The sequence below is a fragment of the Corynebacterium hylobatis genome, assembly GCF_003955685.1.
Taxonomy (GTDB): Bacteria; Actinomycetota; Actinomycetes; order Mycobacteriales; family Mycobacteriaceae; genus Corynebacterium; species Corynebacterium hylobatis.
On record NZ_RXHJ01000017.1, the window covers coordinates 62,814 to 84,349 of the forward strand.

At 66.5% G+C, this 21,536-nt stretch carries 17 protein-coding genes and 1 pseudogene; 11 read left to right on the plus strand and 7 right to left on the minus strand.

The features are described 5' to 3' along the window. Window positions 1–5 precede the first annotated feature (5 nt). The 3 genes from EAH68_RS12230 to EAH68_RS12240 all read right to left on the minus strand — a co-directional run bounded on the left by EAH68_RS12230 (window position 6) and on the right by EAH68_RS12240 (window position 2,605). Complete coding sequence (locus EAH68_RS12230; protein ID WP_126121619.1) at window positions 6–503, minus strand: hypothetical protein; 498 nt, start codon at window positions 501–503, stop codon at window positions 6–8. A 135-nt stretch (window positions 504–638) separates the two neighbouring features. Continuing rightward, the gene (locus EAH68_RS12235) at window positions 639–2,369 is read right to left on the minus strand and encodes a DEAD/DEAH box helicase (RefSeq protein ID WP_126121620.1); all 1,731 of its coding nucleotides are present in this window, start codon (window positions 2,367–2,369) and stop codon (window positions 639–641) included. Beyond that, window positions 2,366–2,605: a DUF3039 domain-containing protein gene (locus tag EAH68_RS12240; RefSeq protein WP_206436413.1), complete on the minus strand. Its 240-nt coding sequence runs from the start codon at window positions 2,603–2,605 to the stop codon at window positions 2,366–2,368. Before EAH68_RS12240 ends, EAH68_RS12235 begins: the two co-directional genes overlap by 4 nt. A gap of 57 nt (window positions 2,606–2,662) precedes the next feature. On the opposite strand from EAH68_RS12240, the gene EAH68_RS12245 reads away from it, so the two are divergent. The 7 genes from EAH68_RS12245 (at window position 2,663) to galE (ending at window position 8,696) form a co-directional block, all read left to right on the plus strand. Next, a complete protein-coding gene (locus EAH68_RS12245) occupies window positions 2,663–3,193 on the plus strand; it encodes a DUF3099 domain-containing protein (RefSeq protein ID WP_126121622.1) in 531 nt (176 codons plus the stop codon). Beyond that, a complete protein-coding gene (locus EAH68_RS12250; protein ID WP_126121623.1) occupies window positions 3,190–4,713 on the plus strand; it encodes a DUF7782 domain-containing protein in 1,524 nt (507 codons plus the stop codon). The genes EAH68_RS12245 and EAH68_RS12250 overlap by 4 nt, the downstream gene beginning before the upstream one ends. After that, complete coding sequence (gene dtd, locus EAH68_RS12255) at window positions 4,710–5,144, plus strand: D-aminoacyl-tRNA deacylase (protein ID WP_126121624.1); 435 nt, start codon at window positions 4,710–4,712, stop codon at window positions 5,142–5,144. The genes EAH68_RS12250 and dtd overlap by 4 nt, the downstream gene beginning before the upstream one ends. Before the next feature lie 95 nt (window positions 5,145–5,239). Further along, entirely contained in the window at window positions 5,240–5,809 is a 570-nt protein-coding gene (locus EAH68_RS12260; RefSeq protein WP_126121625.1) for an NADPH-dependent FMN reductase, read from the plus strand. A 105-nt stretch (window positions 5,810–5,914) separates the two neighbouring features. Continuing rightward, window positions 5,915–6,904 (plus strand): sigma-70 family RNA polymerase sigma factor, encoded by a 990-nt coding sequence (locus EAH68_RS12265; protein ID WP_126121626.1) that lies wholly within the window; start codon window positions 5,915–5,917, stop codon window positions 6,902–6,904. Between the two features lie 118 nt (window positions 6,905–7,022). After that, on the plus strand, window positions 7,023–7,700 hold the full coding sequence (locus EAH68_RS12270; RefSeq protein WP_126121627.1) for a metal-dependent transcriptional regulator: 678 nt from the start codon (window positions 7,023–7,025) through the stop codon (window positions 7,698–7,700). 9 nt (window positions 7,701–7,709) lie between these two features. Beyond that, window positions 7,710–8,696: a UDP-glucose 4-epimerase GalE gene (gene galE, locus EAH68_RS12275; protein ID WP_126121628.1), complete on the plus strand. Its 987-nt coding sequence runs from the start codon at window positions 7,710–7,712 to the stop codon at window positions 8,694–8,696. Window positions 8,697–8,714: 18 nt separating this feature from the next. On the opposite strand, the gene EAH68_RS12280 is transcribed toward galE, so the two are convergent. Beyond that, window positions 8,715–9,809: a DUF4192 domain-containing protein gene (locus EAH68_RS12280; protein ID WP_164546486.1), complete on the minus strand. Its 1,095-nt coding sequence runs from the start codon at window positions 9,807–9,809 to the stop codon at window positions 8,715–8,717. A 255-nt stretch (window positions 9,810–10,064) separates the two neighbouring features. Here EAH68_RS12280 and EAH68_RS12285 point away from each other — a divergent pair, with 255 nt between their 5' ends. Together EAH68_RS12285 and EAH68_RS12290 are read left to right on the plus strand one after the other, a co-directional pair. Beyond that, window positions 10,065–11,174 (plus strand): PAC2 family protein, encoded by a 1,110-nt coding sequence (locus tag EAH68_RS12285; protein ID WP_126121630.1) that lies wholly within the window; start codon window positions 10,065–10,067, stop codon window positions 11,172–11,174. 38 nt (window positions 11,175–11,212) lie between these two features. After that, window positions 11,213–13,744 (plus strand): DEAD/DEAH box helicase, encoded by a 2,532-nt coding sequence (locus EAH68_RS12290; RefSeq protein WP_126121642.1) that lies wholly within the window; start codon window positions 11,213–11,215, stop codon window positions 13,742–13,744. Here the strand turns inward: EAH68_RS12290 and EAH68_RS12295 are convergent. Both EAH68_RS12295 and EAH68_RS12300 read right to left on the minus strand, forming a co-directional pair. Beyond that, window positions 13,741–14,736 (minus strand): MerR family transcriptional regulator, encoded by a 996-nt coding sequence (locus tag EAH68_RS12295; protein WP_126121631.1) that lies wholly within the window; start codon window positions 14,734–14,736, stop codon window positions 13,741–13,743. The genes EAH68_RS12290 and EAH68_RS12295 overlap by 4 nt on opposite strands. Further along, window positions 14,736–15,395 carry a HEAT repeat domain-containing protein gene (locus tag EAH68_RS12300; protein ID WP_369408412.1) on the minus strand — a complete coding sequence of 220 codons (660 nt, stop codon included), beginning with the start codon at window positions 15,393–15,395 and terminating at the stop codon, window positions 14,736–14,738. The genes EAH68_RS12295 and EAH68_RS12300 overlap by 1 nt, the downstream gene beginning before the upstream one ends. Window positions 15,396–15,577: 182 nt before the next feature. Between EAH68_RS12300 and EAH68_RS12305 the strand changes: the two genes are divergently transcribed. Continuing rightward, window positions 15,578–16,756 carry a Fic family protein gene (locus tag EAH68_RS12305; protein ID WP_126121632.1) on the plus strand — a complete coding sequence of 393 codons (1,179 nt, stop codon included), beginning with the start codon at window positions 15,578–15,580 and terminating at the stop codon, window positions 16,754–16,756. Between the two features lie 2 nt (window positions 16,757–16,758). On the opposite strand, the gene EAH68_RS12310 is transcribed toward EAH68_RS12305, so the two are convergent. Further along, on the minus strand, window positions 16,759–19,947 hold the full coding sequence (locus EAH68_RS12310; RefSeq protein ID WP_126121633.1) for an ATP-dependent DNA helicase: 3,189 nt from the start codon (window positions 19,945–19,947) through the stop codon (window positions 16,759–16,761). A 124-nt stretch (window positions 19,948–20,071) separates the two neighbouring features. Between EAH68_RS12310 and EAH68_RS12315 the strand changes: the two are divergent. Beyond that, window positions 20,072–21,490: pseudogene (locus EAH68_RS12315) on the plus strand (restriction endonuclease); the annotation flags it as partial. Window positions 21,491–21,536: the final 46 nt, after the last annotated feature.

Sequence of the window (21,536 nt, forward strand, 5' to 3'; positions counted from 1 at the left end):
GACGGCTAGTTCGTCCCACCGGACCACTCGTTGAGGGCGTCCTCGAGGCACTGCTGCTGCGCGGCCGGATCGGTCAGCGTCGCGCAGTCGCTGATGCCCGACTCACTGACCAGCAGGCCCATGAGCACCCAGAAGCCGACCGAGAGCACGATGGCGATGATGGACATGACCAGGCCCGTGACCGACATCCCGGTCCGGCGGGAGGGCCCGCTGAGGCTCCGGCCCCGGACGATGGCGATGATGGCGAGGATCAGGCCGATGATGCCGGGGATGAAGGCGAAGGCGGTCAGGAAGAGGCTGACGGCCATGACCAGGGCGAGGATGCCCAGGCCCAGGGCCCACGGGGCGACGCGGTTGGGTGTCTCCGCCATCGCCCAGGTGGAGCCGGAGACAGGGCCGGAACCGTAGGCGGGTGGCTGCCCCGGCTTCGGCCCCGGGGTGCCGGAGGGGTATTCGTAGGCGCCGAAATCGGGTTTCTGCTGCGGATCGTTCGGGTTGGTCAAGGAGATGTCCCTCTCAGTGCCGGTGGGTCAGAGATCTTGTTCCCCACCACACTAACCGCCCCTGGCTCCCGAAGCTGCCCGGTTCGCCCGGGATCCGGGCAGAATTCGGGTAATCCCCGAGGACTCCCTGACCGGCTACCAGCGACGCAGATAGGCGATGCGGTCGCGCAGCTGCTCGGCGGTGCACAGCGCGGTGGGCGGTCCGCCGCAGGCGTTGCGCGCCTCGGTGTGGATCGCACCGTGCGGCCGACCGCTGCGTCCGGCGGTGATGGAGACGATGGCGTTGAGCTCCTTGCGCAGCTGCGGGATCTCGTCGCTGGCGACCCGCTCCGCGGCGGCCACATTGCCGGCCGAGCGGCGGGCCTCCGCATCGGCGCGGGCGATCTCCTCCCGGCGGCGCTCCTGCTCATCGCGGGCGTCGAGCTGCTCCTCCTGCCGCTTGCGCAGCAGGGCCTTCATCTGGTCGGCGTCGAGAAGCCCGGGCAGGCCGAGGTAGTCGGCCTCCTCGTCGGAGCCCGCGAAGGTGGCGGTGCCGTAGGTGGAACCGTCGTAGATCAGTGAATCGAGTTCCGCTTCAGCGCCGAGGGATTCGTAGGCGGGTTCCTCGTCCTTCTCGTTCTCCTCCCGGTTGGCCTCAGCGAGGGCCTCATCATCCCAGCCTTCCTCGGGGCGGTCGGGCTTGCCCAGGACGTGGTCGCGCGACGTCTCCAGCTTCTCGGCCAGCTCCAGCAGGACCGGCACGGAGGGCAGGAAGACCGAGGCCGTCTCCCCCGGCATGCGGGAACGCACGAAGCGACCGATGGCCTGCGCGAAGAACAGTGGTGTGGCCGCGGAGGTGGCGTAGACGCCGACGGCCAGACGCGGGACGTCCACGCCCTCAGAGACCATGCGCACCGCGACCATCCACTCGTCGGTGGAGTTGGAGAACTCCTCGATGCGTTCCGAGGAGCCGGGCTCATCGGAGAGGATGACCGCCACGGGGGTCGAGGACATCTCCGTCAGGATCTTCGCATAGGCGCGCGCGGTCTTCGTGTCCGTGGCGATGACCAGGCCGCCGGCGTCGGGCATGTTCCTGCGCAGCTGCTGCAGGCGGGTGTGGGCGGCCTGCAGCACAGCCGGGATCCAGTCGCCCCGCGGGTCCAGGGCCGTCTTCCAGGCCCGTGCCGTCTGCTCGGCGTTGAGCGGTTCACCCAGGCGGGCGGCGTACTCCTCGCCGGCGGAGGTGCGCCAGCGGGCCTCGCCGGAATAGGCGAGGAAGACGACCGGGCGCACAACGCCGTCGGCGAGTGCATCCGAGTAGCCGTAGGTGTGGTCCGCCCGGGAGACGAGGTGTCCCTCGCCGTCCTCCTCGTAGCGCACGAAGGGGATCTGGGAATCGTCCGAACGGAAGGGGGTGCCCGTCAGGGACAGCCGGTGCTCCGCATCGGAGTAGGCCTCCCGGATGCCGTCGCCCCAGCTCTTGGCGTCACCGCCGTGGTGGATCTCGTCGAGGACCACCAGGGAACGCTTCGCCGAGGTCACGGCATGATGCTTATAGGGGTGCATCGACACCTGGGCATAGGTCACCACCACACCGTCGTAGGCGGGGTTGACCGCCGAGGCGTTGGTGAAATACGGGTCCAGCGCCAGGCCCACGCGGGCGGCGGCCTGGGACCACTGGATCTTCAGGTGCTCGGTGGGCACAACGACGATGATCCGCTCGACCAGCCGCGTGGCCTTCAGTTCCATCGCCACACGCAGCGCGAACGTGGTCTTGCCGGCTCCCGGGGTCGCCACCGCCAGGAAATCCTTCGGTTTGTGGAGCAGGAACTTCGTCAGCGCCGTCCGCTGCCAGGCGCGGAGCTGCCCCTTGCCGCCACCACTCACTTCTTACGCAGGCCCTTGTAGATCCGTTCGCAGTCGGGGCAGACCGGCGACCCCGGCTTGGCCTGCTTGGTCACGGGGAAGGTCTCACCGCACAGGGCGACAACCATGTTGCCGCTCACCGCGGAATCGACGATCTGGTTCTTCTTGACATAGTGGAAGAACTTCGGGGTGCCGTCGTCGAGGTCGGTGTCTTCCCTGATGTCTGGACGTTCGATGGTCTTCGTACTCGTTCTCACCTGACCCATCATGCCCCACTCTGCCCAGAAAAGGCACACAGGGCTATCTTGATAGCCATGGATCAGGACCGTTTCGACACCGTCGACGACCCCGGCGCCGGAGAAGGTGGGAAGGCGGGGCGCAGATTCCGGCTGACCAGACGTCGCGCGGAGCTGATCACCGACGCCCGCCGTTCCCCCGCCGAGGATCTGCGCCGCCGGGAGCGCATGTACTCGTGGTTGCAGGGTGCCCGGCTGCCCGCCCTGCTGATCAGCGCCGGCAGTTATATCTGGCTGGGTGACTGGCTACTCTCCGGCCTGCTGTTCATCATCTCCGTGCCGCTGCCGTGGATCGCTGTGGTCATCGCCAACGGCAAGGGCGAGCGCCGCGACAAGCGCACCCGCTCGGTGTACAAGCCGCAGGCCGCCCGCGAGTACAACGCCCACCTGGCTGCAGAGGCCGCCCGCTACTCCGAACTGGAGGCCGGGGAACGTCCCTCGCTGCCACCCGGCGAAGACAGCGGGAAGCACGAGGTGATCGACAACATGCCCGACGCCGCGCCTGACACCGAATCAGACCCCGATGAGAATCCGAAGGACGACAAGTGACCCGTACCCCCCTGTCCGCTCTCGCGCCGGAGCTCACGGCGCTGTTCCGTGCCGCAGGTTTCACCGCCGGTGGCGTCGCCGGGCATCTCGGCCCCAGCTACACCGAGGCGATGCACCGCGGGGAACCTGCCGCGGTGCGCTACGCCACCTCCGACGGCTCGACCCTCTCCCGCCTGATCCGGGTGTTCATCCTGCGGGACCCGGTCCCGGCCACGGAACTGGCCGATCTGGTGGGTGCCACACTGGCGACGCGCCTGCTGGATGCCGGTGCTGCCGTGGCCGACCTCAACGGCACGGTGCAGATGGTCCTGGACATCCGGCCGCACGTGATCGTCGGGGACAACCGGTGGGTCTTCTCCGATGCGGACGCCGCCATGACGGAACATGTCCCGGGCCCGGAGCATGTGCTGGGTGTGGGGGCGGCGAGTCTGTCGCTGCTGCAGTCCACTCCGGTGACACCGGTGGGCTCAGTGCTGGACCTGGGCACCGGTTCGGGTGTCCAGGCCCTCGGCCAGGTCGGTGTCGCGGAGTCCGTGACCGCGACCGATGTCCACCCGCGGGCACTGGATCTGGCGGAGGCCACCTTCGCCGGGGCAGGTACACAGGTGGAGCTGCTGGAGGGGCCGTGGTTCGAGCCCGTTGCGGGGCGCCGTTTCGACCGGATCGTGGCCAACCCGCCCTTCGTCGTCGGCCTGCCTGAGGTCGGCCACGTCTACCGGGATTCGGGGCTGAACCTCGACGGGGCCTCTGAGCTGGTGGTCTCGCAGGCCCCGGAGCATCTGGCGGAGGGCGGTACCGCGCATCTGCTGGCTGCCTGGGTACACACCCACACACAGTCCTGGGCGGCGCGGGTTGCCTCCTGGCTGCCGGACCGCGGGGTGGCGGCGTGGATCATTGAGCGCGATGTGGCGGATCCGGCCCATTATGTGGGCACCTGGCTACGTGACGAATCCCTCGACCCCCGCTCCCCCGGGGCCGACGCCCGCACCGGGTCGTGGCTGGCGCATTTCGCTGAGCACGGGGTGACCGGCATCGGCTTCGGTTTCGTGGCCATCCGCGAGATCGGCGACCAGCCCTCCGACATCATGGCCGAGGCCATGCCGCAGGCCTTCACTGATCCCCTGGGCCCGGAGATCGAGGAGTACTTCCTGCGCACCGCCTGGCTGCGGGAGCGCAACGCACAGGAGCTTGCCGACGCCACCTTCCTCACCCGTCCCGGCCTGGCCCGGGAGAACATCGCCGTTGCCGACCTGGACGCCGGTGTCGGTTTCACCCCGGCCACCCTGCGCCTGACGCGTACCGAGGGCCCGCGCTGGTCCCACGAGGTCGACGAGCACCTGGCCGCCATCGTCGCAGGTCTGCATCCCCAGGGTCTCTCTCTGGCGGAGACAGCCGGGCTCTACGCCATGGCGAACGGACTCGATGAGGAGGAGCTGGTCCGGGCGGCCGTCCCGGCGATCGTCGACCTGGTCCGCCACGGTCTGATGCTGCCGGCCGAACTGGCGCAGGTGGTCGCATGAAGGCGGTCCTGACCCGGGTGAGCTCCGCCTCCGTGACGGTGGACGGCGAAGTCGTCGGAGCCATCGACTGCCCGGAGACCGGCGGCCTGCTCGCACTGGTGGGTGTCGGCCGGGAGGACGCGCCCGATGCCTGGGAGACGATGGTGCGCAAGATCGCGGAGCTGCGCATCCTCGACAATGAGCGCGGCGTGGAGGAGGCCGGCGCCCCGGTCCTGCTCGTCAGCCAGTTCACCCTGCACGGGCGCACCGTCAAGGGCCGGCGTCCCAGCTGGTCGGATGCCGCGCCGGGAGAGGTGGCGGAGCCGGTGATCGCGAAGATCGCGGCGGGGCTGCGCGGGCGCGGGATTCATGTGGCGGAGGGCGTGTTCGGGGCGATGATGCAGGTGGCCTCGGTCAACGAGGGTCCCTTCACCGTGCTGGTGGAGTGCTGACCGGCCCCCTCGTGCGGGCATGGACCCCTTGAAAATTTTGTGGTCATGTCATATAATCGAAATCTAATCATACCTTTTCGAGTGCGGAGGAACACATGCCCAAGATCGCCATCGTCACCACCACCGCCCGCCGTGGCCGCCAGAGCCTCAACGTGGCCAGGTGGATCCGGCAGGAGGCTGTCGGGCGGGGCGACGCGGACTACGAGATCATCAACATCTCCGAACTCGAGCTGCCGGTCTGGGACGAGGCCACCCCGCCGGCGATGAAACGGTACGGGGAGAAGATCACGAAACGGTGGTCCACCACCATCGACCGCTACGACGGTTTCGTGTTCATCGCCTCGGAGCGCCATCCCTCCATCCCGGGTGCCCTGAAGAACGCCCTGCACCACCTCTCCCCCGAGTTCCACGACAAGGCTGCCGGCTTCGTCTCCTACGGATCGTCCGGTGGCGCCGAAGCTGTCGAGCACCTGCGCGCCACCCTCGCCGGGATGCAGATGGCGCATGTCCACGAGCCGGTGGCCATGTCTCTGTTCACGGACTTCCGCAACGACGGCGACTTCGCCCCCACCCGCTCCTCCGGCAACAGGCTCCACGGAATGCTGGATGAGCTCCTGACCCGGACCCGGGCCCTGGAGGGTGCCCGCGAGAAGGTCAGCGCCTGATCCGGCCGATGACAGCGCCCAGGCAACCGGAATTCCGGGAACGGGAACAAAATTGGACGTTGGAGCGTTGAATCTTTAAGACCAGCGACAATAGGAGGCCTCCTTATGACAAACCCTTCCCTGCAGGAATCAGGCATAGAGACCACCGACCGCGGCAGCCGACGAGGTCAGACCAATGACAACCCGTCGGCCGACCTGGTGCGTGTCTATCTCAACGGCATCGGCCGCACGGCCCTGCTGAACGCTGAGGAGGAGGTGGACCTCGCCCAGCGGATCGAGGTGGGGCTCTATGCCACCCACCTGCTCCAGCAGTCCGAGAAACCGCTGACGCGTGCCATGAAACGCGACCTGAAGGTGCTGGCCAAGGACGGCAACAAGGCCCGCGCCCACCTGCTGGAGGCCAACCTCCGTCTGGTGGTCTCCCTGGCCAAGCGTTACACCGGCCGCGGCATGCCGCTGCTGGATCTGATCCAGGAGGGCAACCTCGGACTGATCCGCGCAATGGAGAAGTTCGACTACGCCAAGGGCTTCAAGTTCTCCACCTACGCCACGTGGTGGATCCGTCAGGCCATCACCCGCGGCATGGCGGACCAGTCGCGCACCATCCGGCTGCCCGTCCACCTCGTGGAACAGGTGAACAAGCTCTCACGCATCAAGCGTGAGCTCTACCAGCACCTGGGCCGCGAGGCGACGAATGAGGAACTGGCCGAGGAGTCCGGCATCGAGGAATCACGCATCGAGATGCTCCTGCGCCAGTCGCGTGATCCCGTGAGCCTGGACATGCCCGTCGGCGCCGACGAAGAGGCACCCCTGGGTGACTTCATTGAGGACGCCGAGGCCACCGACGCGGAATCCGCGGTCGTGGCCACCATGCGTCACTCCGATATCCGTGCGGTCCTGGGCACTCTCGAGGACCGCGAGCAGGACGTCATCCGTCTGCGTTACGGCCTGGACGACGGTGTTCCGCGCACCCTCGACCAGATCGGCCGCCGCTTCGGCCTGTCGCGTGAGCGTGTGCGTCAGATCGAGCGAGAGGTGATGGGCAAGCTGCGGGACGGCCATCGCGCCGAACGTCTGCGGGAGTACGCTCTCTAGGACCCTTCCGACACATTAGCCACACGCCACACCGCCCTCCCGCTGAGCCGGGAGGGCAAATTTTTTCGGGTAAGCTACTACCTATCACCGGGACATACTGCAGAAAGGTTCTCCTAACGTGAGAGACTTGGTCGATACCACAGAGATGTATCTGCGGACCATCTACGAGCTCGAGGAAGAGGGGATTGTACCGCTGCGCGCCCGTATCGCAGAGCGACTCGAGCAGTCAGGCCCGACAGTCAGCCAGACGGTCGCCCGCATGGAGCGGGACAACCTCGTCATCGTCCGACCTGACCGCAGCCTCGAGATGACCCCGGAGGGCCGCGAGCTGGCCACCGCCGTCATGCGCAAGCACCGGCTCGCCGAGCGTCTGCTCACCGACATCCTCGGCCTGGACATCCACCAGGTCCACGACGAGGCCTGCCGCTGGGAGCACGTGATGAGCGAGGCCGTGGAACAGCGCGTTGTCGCCGTACTGGAGGACGCCACCCGCTCCCCCTTCGGCAACCCGATCCCGGGCCTGGACGAGCTCGGTGTCCCCGCCACCACCCTCGACCACGGCATCCGCGCCGTGGACCTGCCCGAGGCTCGACCGGTGGAGGCCCGGATCGTGCAGATCAACGAGATCCTGCAGGTGGACCTGCCGCAGTTCTCCGCCCTCCATGACGCCGGCATCATCGTCGGCACCACCGTCACCGTCACCAACAACAACGGCACCGTCACCCTCAGCACGGGGGCCGCTGAGGTGGAGATCCACCCTGACCTGGCGCACGCGATCCGCGTCGAGATGGTCTAGGACACCACGATGAAGCTTCTGGTCACCGGCGGAGCCGGATATGTGGGCAGCGTGTGTGCACAGGTACTCACCGAGGCCGGCCACGAGGTCGTGATCGTGGACAACTTCTCCACCGGCAACCCGGAGGCCGTGCCCGCCCGGGCCCGCCTGGTTGAGGGCGATGTGCGGGACGTGGCGGCGCAGGTGCTCGCCGAGGGGGGCTTCGACGGGGTCATCCACTTCGCAGCACGTTCCCTGGTCGGTGAGTCCATGGAGAAGCCGGAGGAGTACTGGCAGCACAACGTGGTGACCACGCTGACGCTGCTGGACGCCATGCGTGAGCACGGGGTGACCAACCTGGTCTTCTCCTCCACCGCGGCCACCTACGGCGAGCCGGAGCAGGTCCCCATCACCGAGGACATGCCCACCGCACCGACCAACCCCTACGGCGCGACGAAGCTGGCGATCGACTACGCCATCACCTCCTACACACAGGCCCACGGTCTGGGGGCGACGAGCCTGCGCTACTTCAACGTGGCCGGGGCCTACGGTGCCATCGGCGAGAACCGGGAGATCGAGACCCATCTCATCCCCCTGGTCCTGCAGGTCGCGCTTGGTCACCGGGAGAAGATCTTCATGTTCGGTGATGACTGGCCCACCCCGGACGGCACCGCAGTGCGTGACTACATCCATATCCGCGACCTGGCCGACGCCCATGTCCTGGCCCTGGAGTCCAATGAACCGGGCACGCACCGGATCTACAACCTGGGTTCCGGTGACGGCTATTCAGTGAAGCAGGTGGTGGAGATGTGCCGGAAGGTCACCGGGCACCCCATCCCCGCCGAGGTGGCCCCGCGCCGCGCCGGCGATCCGGCGGTACTCATCGCCTCCTCCACGAAGATCGGGGAGGAACTCGGGTGGAACCCCACCCGCACCGACCTGGAGACCATCGTCACCGATGCCTGGGCCTTCACCAGCCAGCTCGGCGAGAAGGCCTGGTCAGCGAAGAAACACTGAGCGGGACAGGTCAATACCTCAGGCGGCCTCCACCCCCAGCTGCGGGGTGATGCCGTGTGCGGTGCGCACGATGACGGAACCCTGCCGGACCGCCGCCAGGAGTTCGTCGAAGGCACCGGCGCGGCAGGCGTCGAGAAGCAACCGCGTCAGTGAGTGCCGCGGGTCCTCGACCAGGACCGCGGACAGAGCCGGAATTGCGCGCATGGAGAGCTTCAGTTCCAGGGCGCACAGGGCGTGGAGAGCTAGCGCATTGAAGCGCACCGGTCCGCCGAAGGTGCGGGCGACGGCCAGCAGGAGGTCTGCCGCCGGGGAAGGCCGGCGCAGGACGTCTTCGACGACGATGTCGCGCATGGTGGCGTTGCCGAGCGCCGCCCCCATGGTCAACAGGGTCTCCTCGTCCGCCATGAGATCGGCGACGGTGAGGTCCTGTTCCTCAATCTCCGTGAGCAGGAGCGCGATATCGCCGGAGAGCGCCGCGAAGCTGCCCCACGTGCGCTCCTCCCCCTGCTCCAGCGCGCGCAGCAGTTCCCTGGAATAACGGTGGGCGAATTCGCTGAGCTGCTCGCATTCCACCGGGCTGAAGGAGGGGTTGAAACGGGCGAACTGCTCGAAGGTCTCCTCCCGGTTCAGGTCAGGGAGCATGCCGTGCTCCAGCAGCGCCCCCATCGACTGGGCCTGGGCGACCGGGGCGATGACATCGTCGAGCCACGCCTCCGACCAGCCCTCCTCGCCCGGCTCCGGGACCGGTCCGAAGGCCAGCTGCACGGGTTCACCGGTGAGGATCTCCCCGGCGATCCAGCAGGCGTGGATGTCCATGATCCCGGTGCGCACCATCGTCAGTAGCGTGTCCACGACCTCCCCCACCTCCTCCTCGTCCCGGTCGGTGACCACGAAGGCGAAGACCAGTTCCCCGCCGGATTCGTCAATGGTGCGGGTGATGTCGGGCAGGTGGCGCATGTCGTCGATGTCCAGCCGGATGACGGGGCCGAGCCGGAAGCGGCCGGCGGTGCCGGTGCAGTCGAAGGCGGCGAAGATGACGGAGTCGTGGGGGTAGAAGCCGAGGATGCCCGGCAGGTTGGCGGCGAGTTGTCCTGGTGAGGTGAGCGCTGTCATGACTCCGACCATCCCGCACACCCGGCGCAGTCGCGAGCGTGGACCGTGTTGGTGCGCACTCGTGCCTGTGAGTGGCCGGGGGTTGTCCACAACCGAGCACGCTCCCGGTGGCGGTTCCCTGAATGAACCGGAAAGATGGTGCGGTTAGACTGGTGGGAATGATCCGCACCGGCGACCGGGATTAATGTCCGGGTCGGCGGTGTTGCACAATGTGTTACCCGAATCTGTGAAGATCAGCGAAGGAGGATGATGGGTATGCCGGACAATGAACGCCGCATGTACGACCTTGAATACCCGGCACCGGAGGTGGTCTCGGACTCAACCAATGGGCCGACTCTCATCGTCGCCCTGCAGGGTTATGCGGATGCCGGACACGCGGTGGAATCCAGCGCCGACCACCTGCTGGCGGCACTCGACTCCCGCCCGGTGGCGTCCTTCAACAACGATGAGTTGATCGACTACCGCTCGCGCCGCCCGGCAGTGACGATGGACAACCACCGCATCACCGGGATGGAGCACATCAACCTGGGTATCCGGGTGCTGCGGGATACGGAGGGGCGTTCCTTCCTGCTGCTCTCCGGTCCGGAGCCCGACCTGCGGTGGGAGGCGTTCACCGAGGCGGTGGCCGATCTGGCGGAGAAGTTCGGTGTGGAAAACACCATCTGCCTCTACTCCGCCCCGATGGCGGTACCGCACACCCGTCCGCTGATGGTCTCCGCGCACAGCAACACCCCCGCGCTGATCAACTCGATGTTCACCTATGACTCGAAGGTGGTGCTGCCGGGTTCGGCCTCCATGATGGTCGAGCGCGCGCTGCACAAACGCGGCAGCAACGTCGCCGGTTTCACCGCGCACGTGCCGCACTATCTGGCCTCCTCCCCTTATCCGGCCGCCACCCATGAGCTTCTCGACGCCGTGGCGCGCGCCAGCGGCCTGGCCTTCCCGCTGCGCGCTCTCGAGCACGACATGACGCGGGTCGCGGGCCAGCTGGCTGAGCAGGTCAACGACTCCTCCGAGATCCAGCAGGTGGTCCACCACCTGGAGAACCAGTACGACGAGGAGCTGGAGCGCTACCGCGCCAACCATCCGAAGGCGATGCTGCCCGGGGAGCACGACATGCCCTCCGGTGAGGAGATCGGCGAGGAGTTCGAGCGTTTCCTCGCGGCCCTGGACTCCACCGAGGAGGACAACGCCACCGAGGAGGTCGGTGGCCCGCAGGAACTGCCGACGGAAGATGAGCAGGACGACGTCTACCCCGAGGATCTCCCGGACGCCGACTCCGCCGGCCATAAGGACGACCCCGAGGACATCCATCCGGAGGATCTGCCGGACGCCGAGGGCAAGGAACTCGACGACGACCAGTAAGCAGCAGGCTAGGGTGGGTAAGTGTGAATCTCGCCCAGATGCTGCCTGACCTGTCCGACGTCCCCGAGTCGCTGCTCGATGAATCCATCTTCGACAGCTTCCTGGCCTGGACCCGATCGCGTGGGATCGAGCTCTACCCCGCGCAGGAGGAGGCCGCCCTGGGGATCCTGGCCGGGGACAACGTCATCCTGGCCACCCCGACAGGCTCGGGCAAGTCGATGGTGGCCAACGCGGCGCACTTCATCGCCATGGCCCGTGGGCAGCGTTCCTTCTACACCGCCCCCATCAAGGCGCTGGTGAGCGAGAAATTCTTCGCCCTGTGCGAGATCTTCGGCCCGGAGAACGTCGGCATGATGACCGGTGACGCCACCGTCAACGGCAGGGCCCCCATCATTGCCGCCACCGCAGAGATCGTGGCCAACATCGCGCTGCGCGACGGGGCGGCCGCCGCCATCGACCAGGTGGTCATGGACGAGTTCCACTACTACTCCGATCCGGAGCGCGGCTGGGCCTGGCAGGTGCCGCTGCTGGAGCTGCCGAAGGCGCAGTTCCTGCTCATGTCCGCCACCCTCGGTGACACCGCCTCCCTGGAGCAGGACCTCACGGAACGCACGGGACGCACCACCAACCTGGTCGCCGGCACCACCCGCCCGGTGCCGCTGGACTTCTCCTACGTCTACACCCCGGTCCACGAGACGATCGAGGAGCTGCTCGAGGGCGGTAAGGCCCCGATCTACGTGGTGCACTTCTCCCAGCGGGAGGCCACCGAACGTGCCCAGGCGCTGACCAGCCTGAAGATCATCGACGACGAGACGAAAGAGAAGATCGTCGCCGAGATCGGTGCCTTCCGCTTCACCACCACCTACGGTAAACAGCTCTCCCGGCTGCTGCGCCGGGGCATCGGTGTGCACCACGCGGGCATGCTGCCCAAATACCGCCGTCTGGTCGAGCGCCTCTCCCAGACCGGCCTGCTCAAGGTCATCTGCGGCACCGACACCCTCGGCGTGGGCATCAACGTGCCCATCCGCACGGTGCTGATGACCGGGCTGGCGAAATTCGACGGCACCCGCCAGCGCATCCTGAAATCGCGTGAGTTCCACCAGATCGCCGGCCGCGCGGGGCGCGCGGGCTATGACACGGAGGGCACCGTCGTGGTGGAGGCTCCGGAGCACGAGATCGAGAACTGGCGGCTGCGCGAGCGTGCCGGCACCGACCCGAAGAAGCTGAAGAAGCTGCGCCTGAAGTCCGTGCGCGAGGGTGAGGTCACCTGGTCGGAGAAGACCTATGAGCGGCTGACCGTGGCGGAGCCGGAGCCGATGAGCTCCCAGTTCCGTATGACCAACTCCATGCTGCTCAACGTCATCGCCCGGCCGGGCAACGGTTATGAGCACCTGAAGCACCTGCTGCGCACCAACCATGACACCCGGGCCAAGCAGAACCGTGACATCCTCCACACCCTGGAGCTGTTCAAGGGGCTGCTCAACGCGGGCATCGTGGTCAAGGCGGCGGACGGCACCGACGAGGAGGGCCGCCCCTACCACCTCACGCAGGAGCTGCAGCGCGACTTCGCGCTCAACCAGCCACTGTCCCCCTTCGCGCTGGCGGCGCTGACCCTGCTGGACAAGGAATCCGATTCCTACACCCTCGACGTGATCTCCACCTTCGAGGCGATCCTGGATGATCCCCGCCCCCTGCTGCAGGCCCAGCAGAAGCAGGCCCGCGGCGAGGAGATCGCGGCACTGAAGGCCGAGGGGGTGGACTACACGGAGCGCATGGCCATCGTAGAGGACATCACCTGGCCGAAGCCGCTGGAGGAGGAGCTCGAGGATGCCTACGACACCTTCGCCGAGGGGCATCCCTGGGCCAAGGAGTTCGAGCTCTCCCCGAAGTCGGTGGTGCGCGACATGATCGAGCACGCCATGACCTTCTCGGATCTGATCGCCACCTACGGGCTGGCGCGTTCCGAGGGCGTGGTGCTGCGCTACCTCACCGATGCCTGGCGTACGCTGCGCCAGTCCGTGCCCCTGGAGGCTCTCACCGATGAGCTGGAGGACGTCATCGAGTGGCTCGGTGAGCTCATCCGCCAGGTGGACAGCTCACTGATCGACGAATGGGCCCAGATGGGTGATGAGGACACCCCCATCTCCAAGGAGGACCTGGAGCGCGAGCTCGCCTTCGGTCTGGAGGACCCCACCGCGCTCACCGCGAACAAGAGGGCCTTCACCATCATGGTGCGCAACCTCATGTTCCGCCTCGTGGAGCTCTTCGCCTGGGAGAAGGAGGACCGTCTCTCCGAGCTACTCGAGTACCTGGAGCGCGACGCGAAGCCCGACTGGGGTGCCGAGCTCGACGCCTATTTCGACGAGTACGCCGACCTGGACACGGGTGCCGATGCCCGCAGCAACGAGTACTTCTCCCTCAAGCAGGAGGGCCGGGAGTGGACCGCCCGTCAGCTGATCAAGGACCCGGAGGGCGACAACTCCTTCCAGCTGCTCGCCGTCGTCGACCTCAACGCCTCCGACGAGGCCGGCGAGGTGCGCCTGGCCTCGCTGGAGATGGTCCGTAACTAACCGTTGCCGTGCTCGCCGAGTATGTAGCGCGCGGTCCCCGCGACCACACGGTCTTCGTCGTCGATGAGCGCGGCCAGCAGCCGCCCTGACCGCGGGCCGGGGATCTCCGCGAGTGCCTGGACCAGGCGCAGGCGCGCCCCCGGGGTGGTGCCCGGCGCGGCGAGCAGCTCTTCCAGCTCGCCGACGACCTTCTCGTCCGCGGGGACCAGCTCACCCAGCAGTTCCGCGGCCTCCACGTCCAGCAGCCCCTCGACGATCATCCCCAGCAGCCGGGGCACCATCGCTTTACTCCCCCGCCGGCTGAGAGCCAGGATGGCACGGCTGCGGATGAGGTCATCGGCGTCGTCGACAAGCGTCTCCAGGAGCTTATCGACGTCCGCCCCCGCCATCCCCGTCAGCAGGTTCGCCGCGCGGCGGCGCACCCGGGGGTTCTGCGCCGCCAGCGCCTTGTGCAGCAGCCCGAGGTCAGTTGATCCTGAGCGTTCCAGCGCCCACTGCAGGGCACCGGCGACATCGTCGTTGTCCTCGCGGAGCAGGGCCTCGGTCAGGGCGGAACCCCGCGCGGAGGCCGGATCCAGGTGACCCAGTGCCGCCTGGTGCCGGACCGCGGGGTCCCCGGAACGCAGCTGCCGGAGCACGTCAATGACCTCCAGCAGTTCCGCTGTTGCCTCCGGTTGTTCCTTCCGGACCAGCTGCAGGCGGCGCAGCAGTTCCCGGTCCCGGTTGATCCGCTGTCTGGTCTCCGCGATGAGCCGGTCGATCATGGTGGGCAGGCCCCCGACCCCCTCGGCCAAAAGTTCCGCGATGTGGGCCAGGGGCAGACCGAGGGAGCGCAGGGCCTCCACCTGCAGGAGCTGGCGGAGGTCCTCCTCCGAGTAGTCGCGGTAGCCGCCGGAGGTGCGCGCATGGGGGCTGACCAGCCCCAGCTCCTCGTAGTGGCGGAGCATGCGCGCGCTGATCCCGGTGTGACGGGAGACCTCCCCGATGAGCATCAGGCCTCCGCCGGCAGGTGGTAACCGCCGTTGTGGATGCGGCGGGCCTGTTCCATCGATCCGGTGAAGTCGGCGTCGGGGTCATCCAGCAGCGCGAGGGTGGCCCGGGCGTGGACCGCTGCCTCCTCATCGGTGACAGTGCGCTCCAGCAGGGGGCGGCTCACCTCCCCAAGTGCCACCAGCGCCCGACTGAGGCTGCGGCGGGATTCGTGGTCCCGTCGGCCGAGCTCTGTGAGCAGCTCCTCGGCGAGCCCTGGAGCCTGATCCGCGTCCACCAGTCCGGCCGCCGTGCGCCAGGCGGTGCGGGCGACCTCATTGTCGGCGTCGTGCAGCAGCTCTCGCGTGATGGCCGCTGCGGTCGAGGACTCACCGATCTTGGAGAGGGTGTGCAGTACCTGGCTGCGCATCCGGGGATTCTCCGAGTGCAGCTGCGGCAGCAGCACCGGCAGGGTCTCCTCCTGCGGGCGCCGGATGAGCGCCCAGGTGAGCATGTCCCGGACGAAGAAGTCCGGCTCTGCACCGAAGCGCTCCACGAGTATCTCGGTGGAAACGAGATCCGGAGAGGTACCTGCCTGCATGGCGGCGCGCAGTCGGACCGAGGGGTCGGCGGCGGACAGGGCCTGATGAAGTCTCTGCATGTCAGTGGTCATGGGGGTCATGATCTTTCTCCTTTCTCCTCTCACCCAACACCCTGCCACGGTGTGAAGGTCAAGGGTGGACGTTCCGCTGTTTCCTGGGAGCCTCACTTATCCGTGCGTCAGACGCTTCCTAAAGAACGGATAATAAGTGATCCATTCTCAGCTCCCTTGATCACGAATGGATCACTCACTATCCTTTCTTCATGTCCCCCTGGCCTGCTGCCTCCCACGAAACCCTTCCCTGGGTACCACGGGGCCCCCTGTCCCGCCGCGCCCACCAGTCCATGCCTGCGGAATACTCCAGCGCAGTGGTCCCCGGAGTTGCTGAGGTGGAGTACTCCATGCACGGTGAAACCGCAGGCCTCATCGACCGGGCGACGATCACGGTCGCCCACTTCGATGCTCACGACGCTGCCCGGTTGGTGCCCTTCGCACCGCTCCTGCTGCGCAGCGAATCAGTGGCCTCCAGTCGGATCGAACAGCTCACCTCCTCATCCCGACGCGTCATGGAGGCCGAGATTCTCGGTGTCACCACGGGAAACGCCGGTCTGATCGTCGCTAACACCCGACAGATGCGGGCGGCCATCACCTGTGATGGTGCCCCTGATACTGCGTCACTTCTGGCCATGCACCGCACTCTCCTGGAATCCAGCGCCCCTGATATCGCCGGGCGTTTCCGGGAAGAACCGGTATGGATCGGGGGCAGCGATCTCCACCCGGTGGATGCACTGTTTGTCCCTCCTCACGCGCGCCACATCCCGGGCCTGATGGCGGATCTGAATCTCTTTCTCGCGCGCACCGATATTCCGACACTGGTGCATGCTGCGCTGGCTCATGCCCAGCTGGAGACCATCCATCCTTTCGCCGACGGCAACGGGCGTACCGGGCGGGCACTCATCCATGCGCTCCTGCATGCGCGGGGTCTGAGCCGGCACGCTGCGCTGCCTGTCTCTGCAGGACTGCTGCAGGATATCCCCACCTATTTCGATGCTCTCACCGTCTACCGGGACGGTGATCCCGAGCCGATTGTCAGGCTGGTCGCGCAGTGCGCCATCCGGGCAGCGGAACTCGGCACCTGGCTGGCCACCGAACTCACGGAGATCCGGCAGGACTGGGCGCGGTCTGTGACAGCCCGGCGCGACGCCGTCGACTGGAGGATCCTCAATATCCTGCTGTCGCGCCCGGTGGTCACCGCCCGGGATGTGGCTGAGGAGCTCGGTGTCTCCCCCGCCAACATCCGTAAAGCGCTGGAAAGGCTGGAGGCCAACGGCGTGGTCCTCGCCTCCCAGCTGGAGCGCAACACCCGGGCCTGGCGGGCACCGGACGTCCTCGAGCTTCTCGATGCCTTCGCCGCACGTTCAGGGCGTCGTCAGCAGCCCTGAGTTCATCGGCGGATTCTCTTCCAGGCCGCCACCAACCCCTGGATGCCCACGACCAGGGCGCAGACCATCCCCAGCAGGAGAATAATCCCGCTGACAGCCACAGGTGCCTCAGCAAAAGCAGTGACCACGAAAGCAAGCGAGAGCACTCCGAAGACCACGAGGGACTTCCGGAAACGACTCGCAGCACGGTCGGCCTCCAGCTGCCGCTTCTCCCTGAGTCCGGGCGCCTCGTGCGGCACGGCAAAAGGCTGCGGAGACACCGCCATTGTGGGTTCCACGAAGGGGGTCTGCGGCGCACTGAAGGGGCGGTCCCACGGCGCTGCAGGGGCGTTGTCGAAGACGGGAACCGTCGGTGGCGGCGTATGCGGGACTTCCTCAGTCACCGGCTCAGGCGCAGCAACCTTCACTTCAACCTCATCAAGAATGACTGCCTCGACTCCGGCATCCACCGGGATCTCATCCGCAGTCTCCTCCACTTCCCCGGTCCCCACTTCAGGGGCGTCCTGGTCCAGTTCGGCCAGGCGTTGCTCCGCCCAGGCGGCGAAGTCCGTGGTGATGATCATGGGTGTGCCGAACCGGCGGGCGAGGGCAGATTTCCCGTCCGGGGCACCGGGATCATCGGTGACCAGCACATCACACCGGGTCTTGGTCACCGCCTGCTTGTATTCCAGCCCCAGGTTGTCGCAGAGGGAGGCCATCGGTTCGCCGTGGGCGTACCGTTCGTTGTTGAGGAAGAGGGACCCTCGGAAAGCCACACGTGTGCCCTCCTGCAGCAGAGCACGCGCATCCGCCACCAGCAGTGCGACAGGTTCCATCGGTTCAACCTGAAGTTCCACCGTCTCCGCTACAACTGGTGCCGCCGGAGGTACAGAAACCACCGGGGCCGGCTCTGCTTCATACCAGGCCTCAAAATCCTCCTGGGAGATGATCGGTTTACCGTACTCCCGGGCATTCTGAGCCTTACGGGACATAGAACCGACATCACCGGCGACCAGTACGTCGCACCGGCTCTTGGAGACACCCGTCTTGTACTCAAGATCACGGTCTGCGCACAGCCGTGTCAGGCGTTCATCATCCGCCGGACCCCCGAGAAGGTAGTTACGGCCGGTGAATGCCACCCGGGTTCCGGGTGCCAACAGCCGGGTGAGGTCACGCGCCATGTCGAGGGGTGCGGGCAGATCACCGGGGGCCACCCCCAGGGCAGCTACCTGGTCCAGAAGCTCCTGTCGCATCTCCTCCGTCCAGAATCCACGGGAGATCGCCCACGAGGACATGAGCTCAGCGCACTCCCGCACCTCATCAGCATCAAGGTCCGCACGGGCGCCACCGGACATCGCTGCCCACGCTGCATCAGAGTCCGTGGCCTGACGCAGGTCGAGGACCATCGGTGATTCCGGGGCCCAGGAGGGGATGAGGACCGCACCCTCCCGGTCCCGGTCCGGCACCGGGACCACCTGACCGCGCCGGGGCTGGAATCCGCCGGACCGGAACTGCTCCACCATGTTCCCGCAACGGGTGGCCACATCGTCGCCGGTGGGAGTGAGGTCGAACTCCATGATGTCGTAGCCGACACCGAGGCCGATGTTCATGCCCTTCTCCTGGTGGCGGACAGCGCGTTCCAGCATCGCCAGGCGGTCACCGATGACCACTCCCCCGGCCGCCTGGCGCAGCAGCAGCGGCCAGAAATCACCCAGGGTCGGGGCCATGGCCAGTCCACCGGCAGGCACCCGGTGGGTCTGCCCGAAGGTGCCCAGGTCGGCCATGGGGTTGATCCAGGAGCCGAAGTCGGCCACCTTGCGATCCCCCTCGAAAATGATGACGTGGATGCGGGCGACGTGTTCACTGACGCCGAAGTTCACCCCGTCGAAGGAGAGGAAGACCTGGCGGCTGGTGTCCAGTTCATTGGACACCTCCCGGCGCACCTTGCGGACGAGGGCATTATTGGCCCGGATGTGGCGCTGCTCGACCGGGGTGCTGAAACGCAGACGCTCGAGATCCACCGCACGCGAGAGGGCGACGTAGAACTGTCCGTCGGTGGCGGTTCCTCCCTTGAGGTCGATGAACAGCCGGGGAATGGTCTTGCCCTGGCTCTTGTGGATGGTCAGAGCCCAGGCGAGGATCACCGGGAACTGCGTGATGGACCCGATGTCCTCACTGGCCAGCCGGCCCGCGGTGACGGTGGGTCGTTGGATCTGCCAGACGTGGGGCCGCAGGGTAACCACCTCACCGCTGTGGTCGAGCCGGACGCTGATGGTCTCCGCGGAGGCGTCGATGATGGTGGCGAAGCTGCCGTTGACGAATCGATCCACCGGGTCGTTGATCACCGTCATCACCCGCGCCCCGACGGCATAGTGCAGTTCCTCGGTGCCGCTGAAAGTGAATCCGGAGGTCTCCCCCTCTTTCAGCGCGTGGGAGACAAACTTCTCTGTCGGCAGTTCCGCCAGTTTCCGCGCGTTGATCCGCTCAACATTGCGACGGAACGCGGTGAGTGTCACCCAGTCATCGGGGGTGTTGAACTCCGGGTCGACGTTCTCGTTGAGCCGGTCCAGGGTCTCCTTGGTCACCGCGCCCTCGCGGACGTCATTGAGGATGTCGATGAATTCCGGGTCAGACTGCCGCCAGACCGTGGTCAGGTGCACCTCCGACAGGTGGACGTGAGGGAAACAATGCGCGGAGAAGAAGTACGGGGTTTCCCAGCGTTCGTTGAACAGCTCCCGTTCGTTGTCGGGCAGAACCGGCGGCAGCTGCAGCAGATCCCCCACCAGGATGAGCTGCACCCCGCCGAAGGGTTTCTCGCTGCGGCGGATCAGACGCAGTGCCTTGTCCATCATGTCGAATAGGTCCGCCCGCACCATCGAGATCTCATCGACGACGAGGACCTCCACCTTGCGGAGCACCTCGGTGACCCGGTTCGAGGGCGACCACTTCCCGCCCTTCCCCAGGTCATCGGGGTACATTCCCGGACGGAAACCGAAGGTCCGGTGGATGGTGAAGCCGTCGATGTTCAGCGCCGCGACTCCGGTGGGGGCGGTGACCAGCGTGCTGGTCCCCGCCTCATCGGCGGTTTCCAGGTAGGTGCGCAGCAGCGTCGACTTGCCGGTACCTGCCTTGCCGGTGATGAGGACGTTCGTACCGGAGCGGATCTGAGACAGAGCCTCGGCGAACTCAGGGGTGATAGAAATCTCGGACATGACTGCCCATTGAAGCAGACGGTCAACACATCAACTGAAACTTGGCAATCGTTTGTTCGAATGCCTCCCCCAAAGCAGTGGGGTACCGTCCGCCGCCACGGTTGCTCAGGCAGAATGGATACCCATGTCCACCATTGTTGATGCTGTTGCTGCCCTGCGTGAGCTCCCCACCGTCGCCCATCAGGGCCTGACGTTTGAGAAGCTGATGGTCAACTTCATCCGCCTGGACCCCACCCTGTCGCAGCAGTACGACGAGGTGTGCCGCTGGGAGGACTGGGCCTATAACGGCGGCCAGGCTGATACCGGCATCGACCTGGTGGCACGCCGACGCGAGGACAGCCGCTGGACGGCGATCCAGTGCAAGTTCTACCTGCCGTCGACCAGCCTGCAGAAACGCCACCTCGACTCTTTCTTCGAGGCCTCCGGGCGCAGCTTCGTCACCGAGAACGGCACGGAGTCATTCGCCAACCGGTTGATCATCTCCACCACCGACCAGTGGTCGGCCAACGCGGAGGCCATGCTGGAGAACCAGGTCATCCCCACCAACCGTATCGGCCTGGGTGCGATCGCTGATTCCCCCATCAACTGGGACATCGCCTACCCCGGTTCCGAGTTGACCATCAACCTGGAGCGCAAGGAGACTTTTGAGCCGCGACCGCACCAGGAGACGGCCATCTCCAAGGCTATCGAGGGCTTCACCACCCATGACCGGGGCAAGCTCATCATGGCGTGTGGCACCGGCAAGACTTTCACCGCACTGCGTCTGGCTGAGCGGTTCGCCGAGAACAACGGCGGCCGGGCCAGGGTGCTCTTTCTCGTGCCCTCCATCGCGCTGCTGTCGCAGACGCTCAAGGAGTGGACCGCCCAGACCCAGGTGGACCTGCGTTCCTACGCGGTGTGCTCGGACACGAAGGTCTCCCGCGGGGCCGAGGACATCGCCGCCTATGACCTGGAGGTCCCGGTCTCCACCGACGGCAAAGACATCGCCGCGCGTCTGGCACGGAGCAAACGCGCTGCCGGGCTGACGGTGGTGTTCTCCACCTACCAGTCTCTGCCGGCCATCCACGAGGCCCAGCAGCAGGGCCTGGAGGACTTCGACCTGGTCATCTGCGATGAGGCCCACCGCACCACCGGCGTGACACTCGCCGGGGAGGATTTCTCCCATTTCGTGCGCATCCACGACAACACCTACATCCAGGCCACCAAGCGGCTGTACATGACCGCCACCCCGCGCATGTTCGCCGACCAGATCAAGGGCAAGGCCGAGGAGCACTCGGCTGAGATCGCCTCCATGGACGATGAGGCCATCTACGGCCCTGAGTTCCACTACCTGGGTTTCGGCGAGGCCGTGGAGAAGGGACTGCTCACCGACTACAAGGTCCTGGTCATGACCGTTGATGAGCAGCTCGCCTCGGACACCATGGCGCGTTTCACCCCGGCCCCGGGCCAGGAGCTGACTCTCGATCTGGCCTCGGCGATGATCGGCACCTGGAACGGGCTGACCAAACGCTCCGGCCGCGAACAGGGCACCAAATCCGGCTTTGTGTGTTGACTCATGTCTTCTTTGACAGTGAGTCTCACAGGTTCTG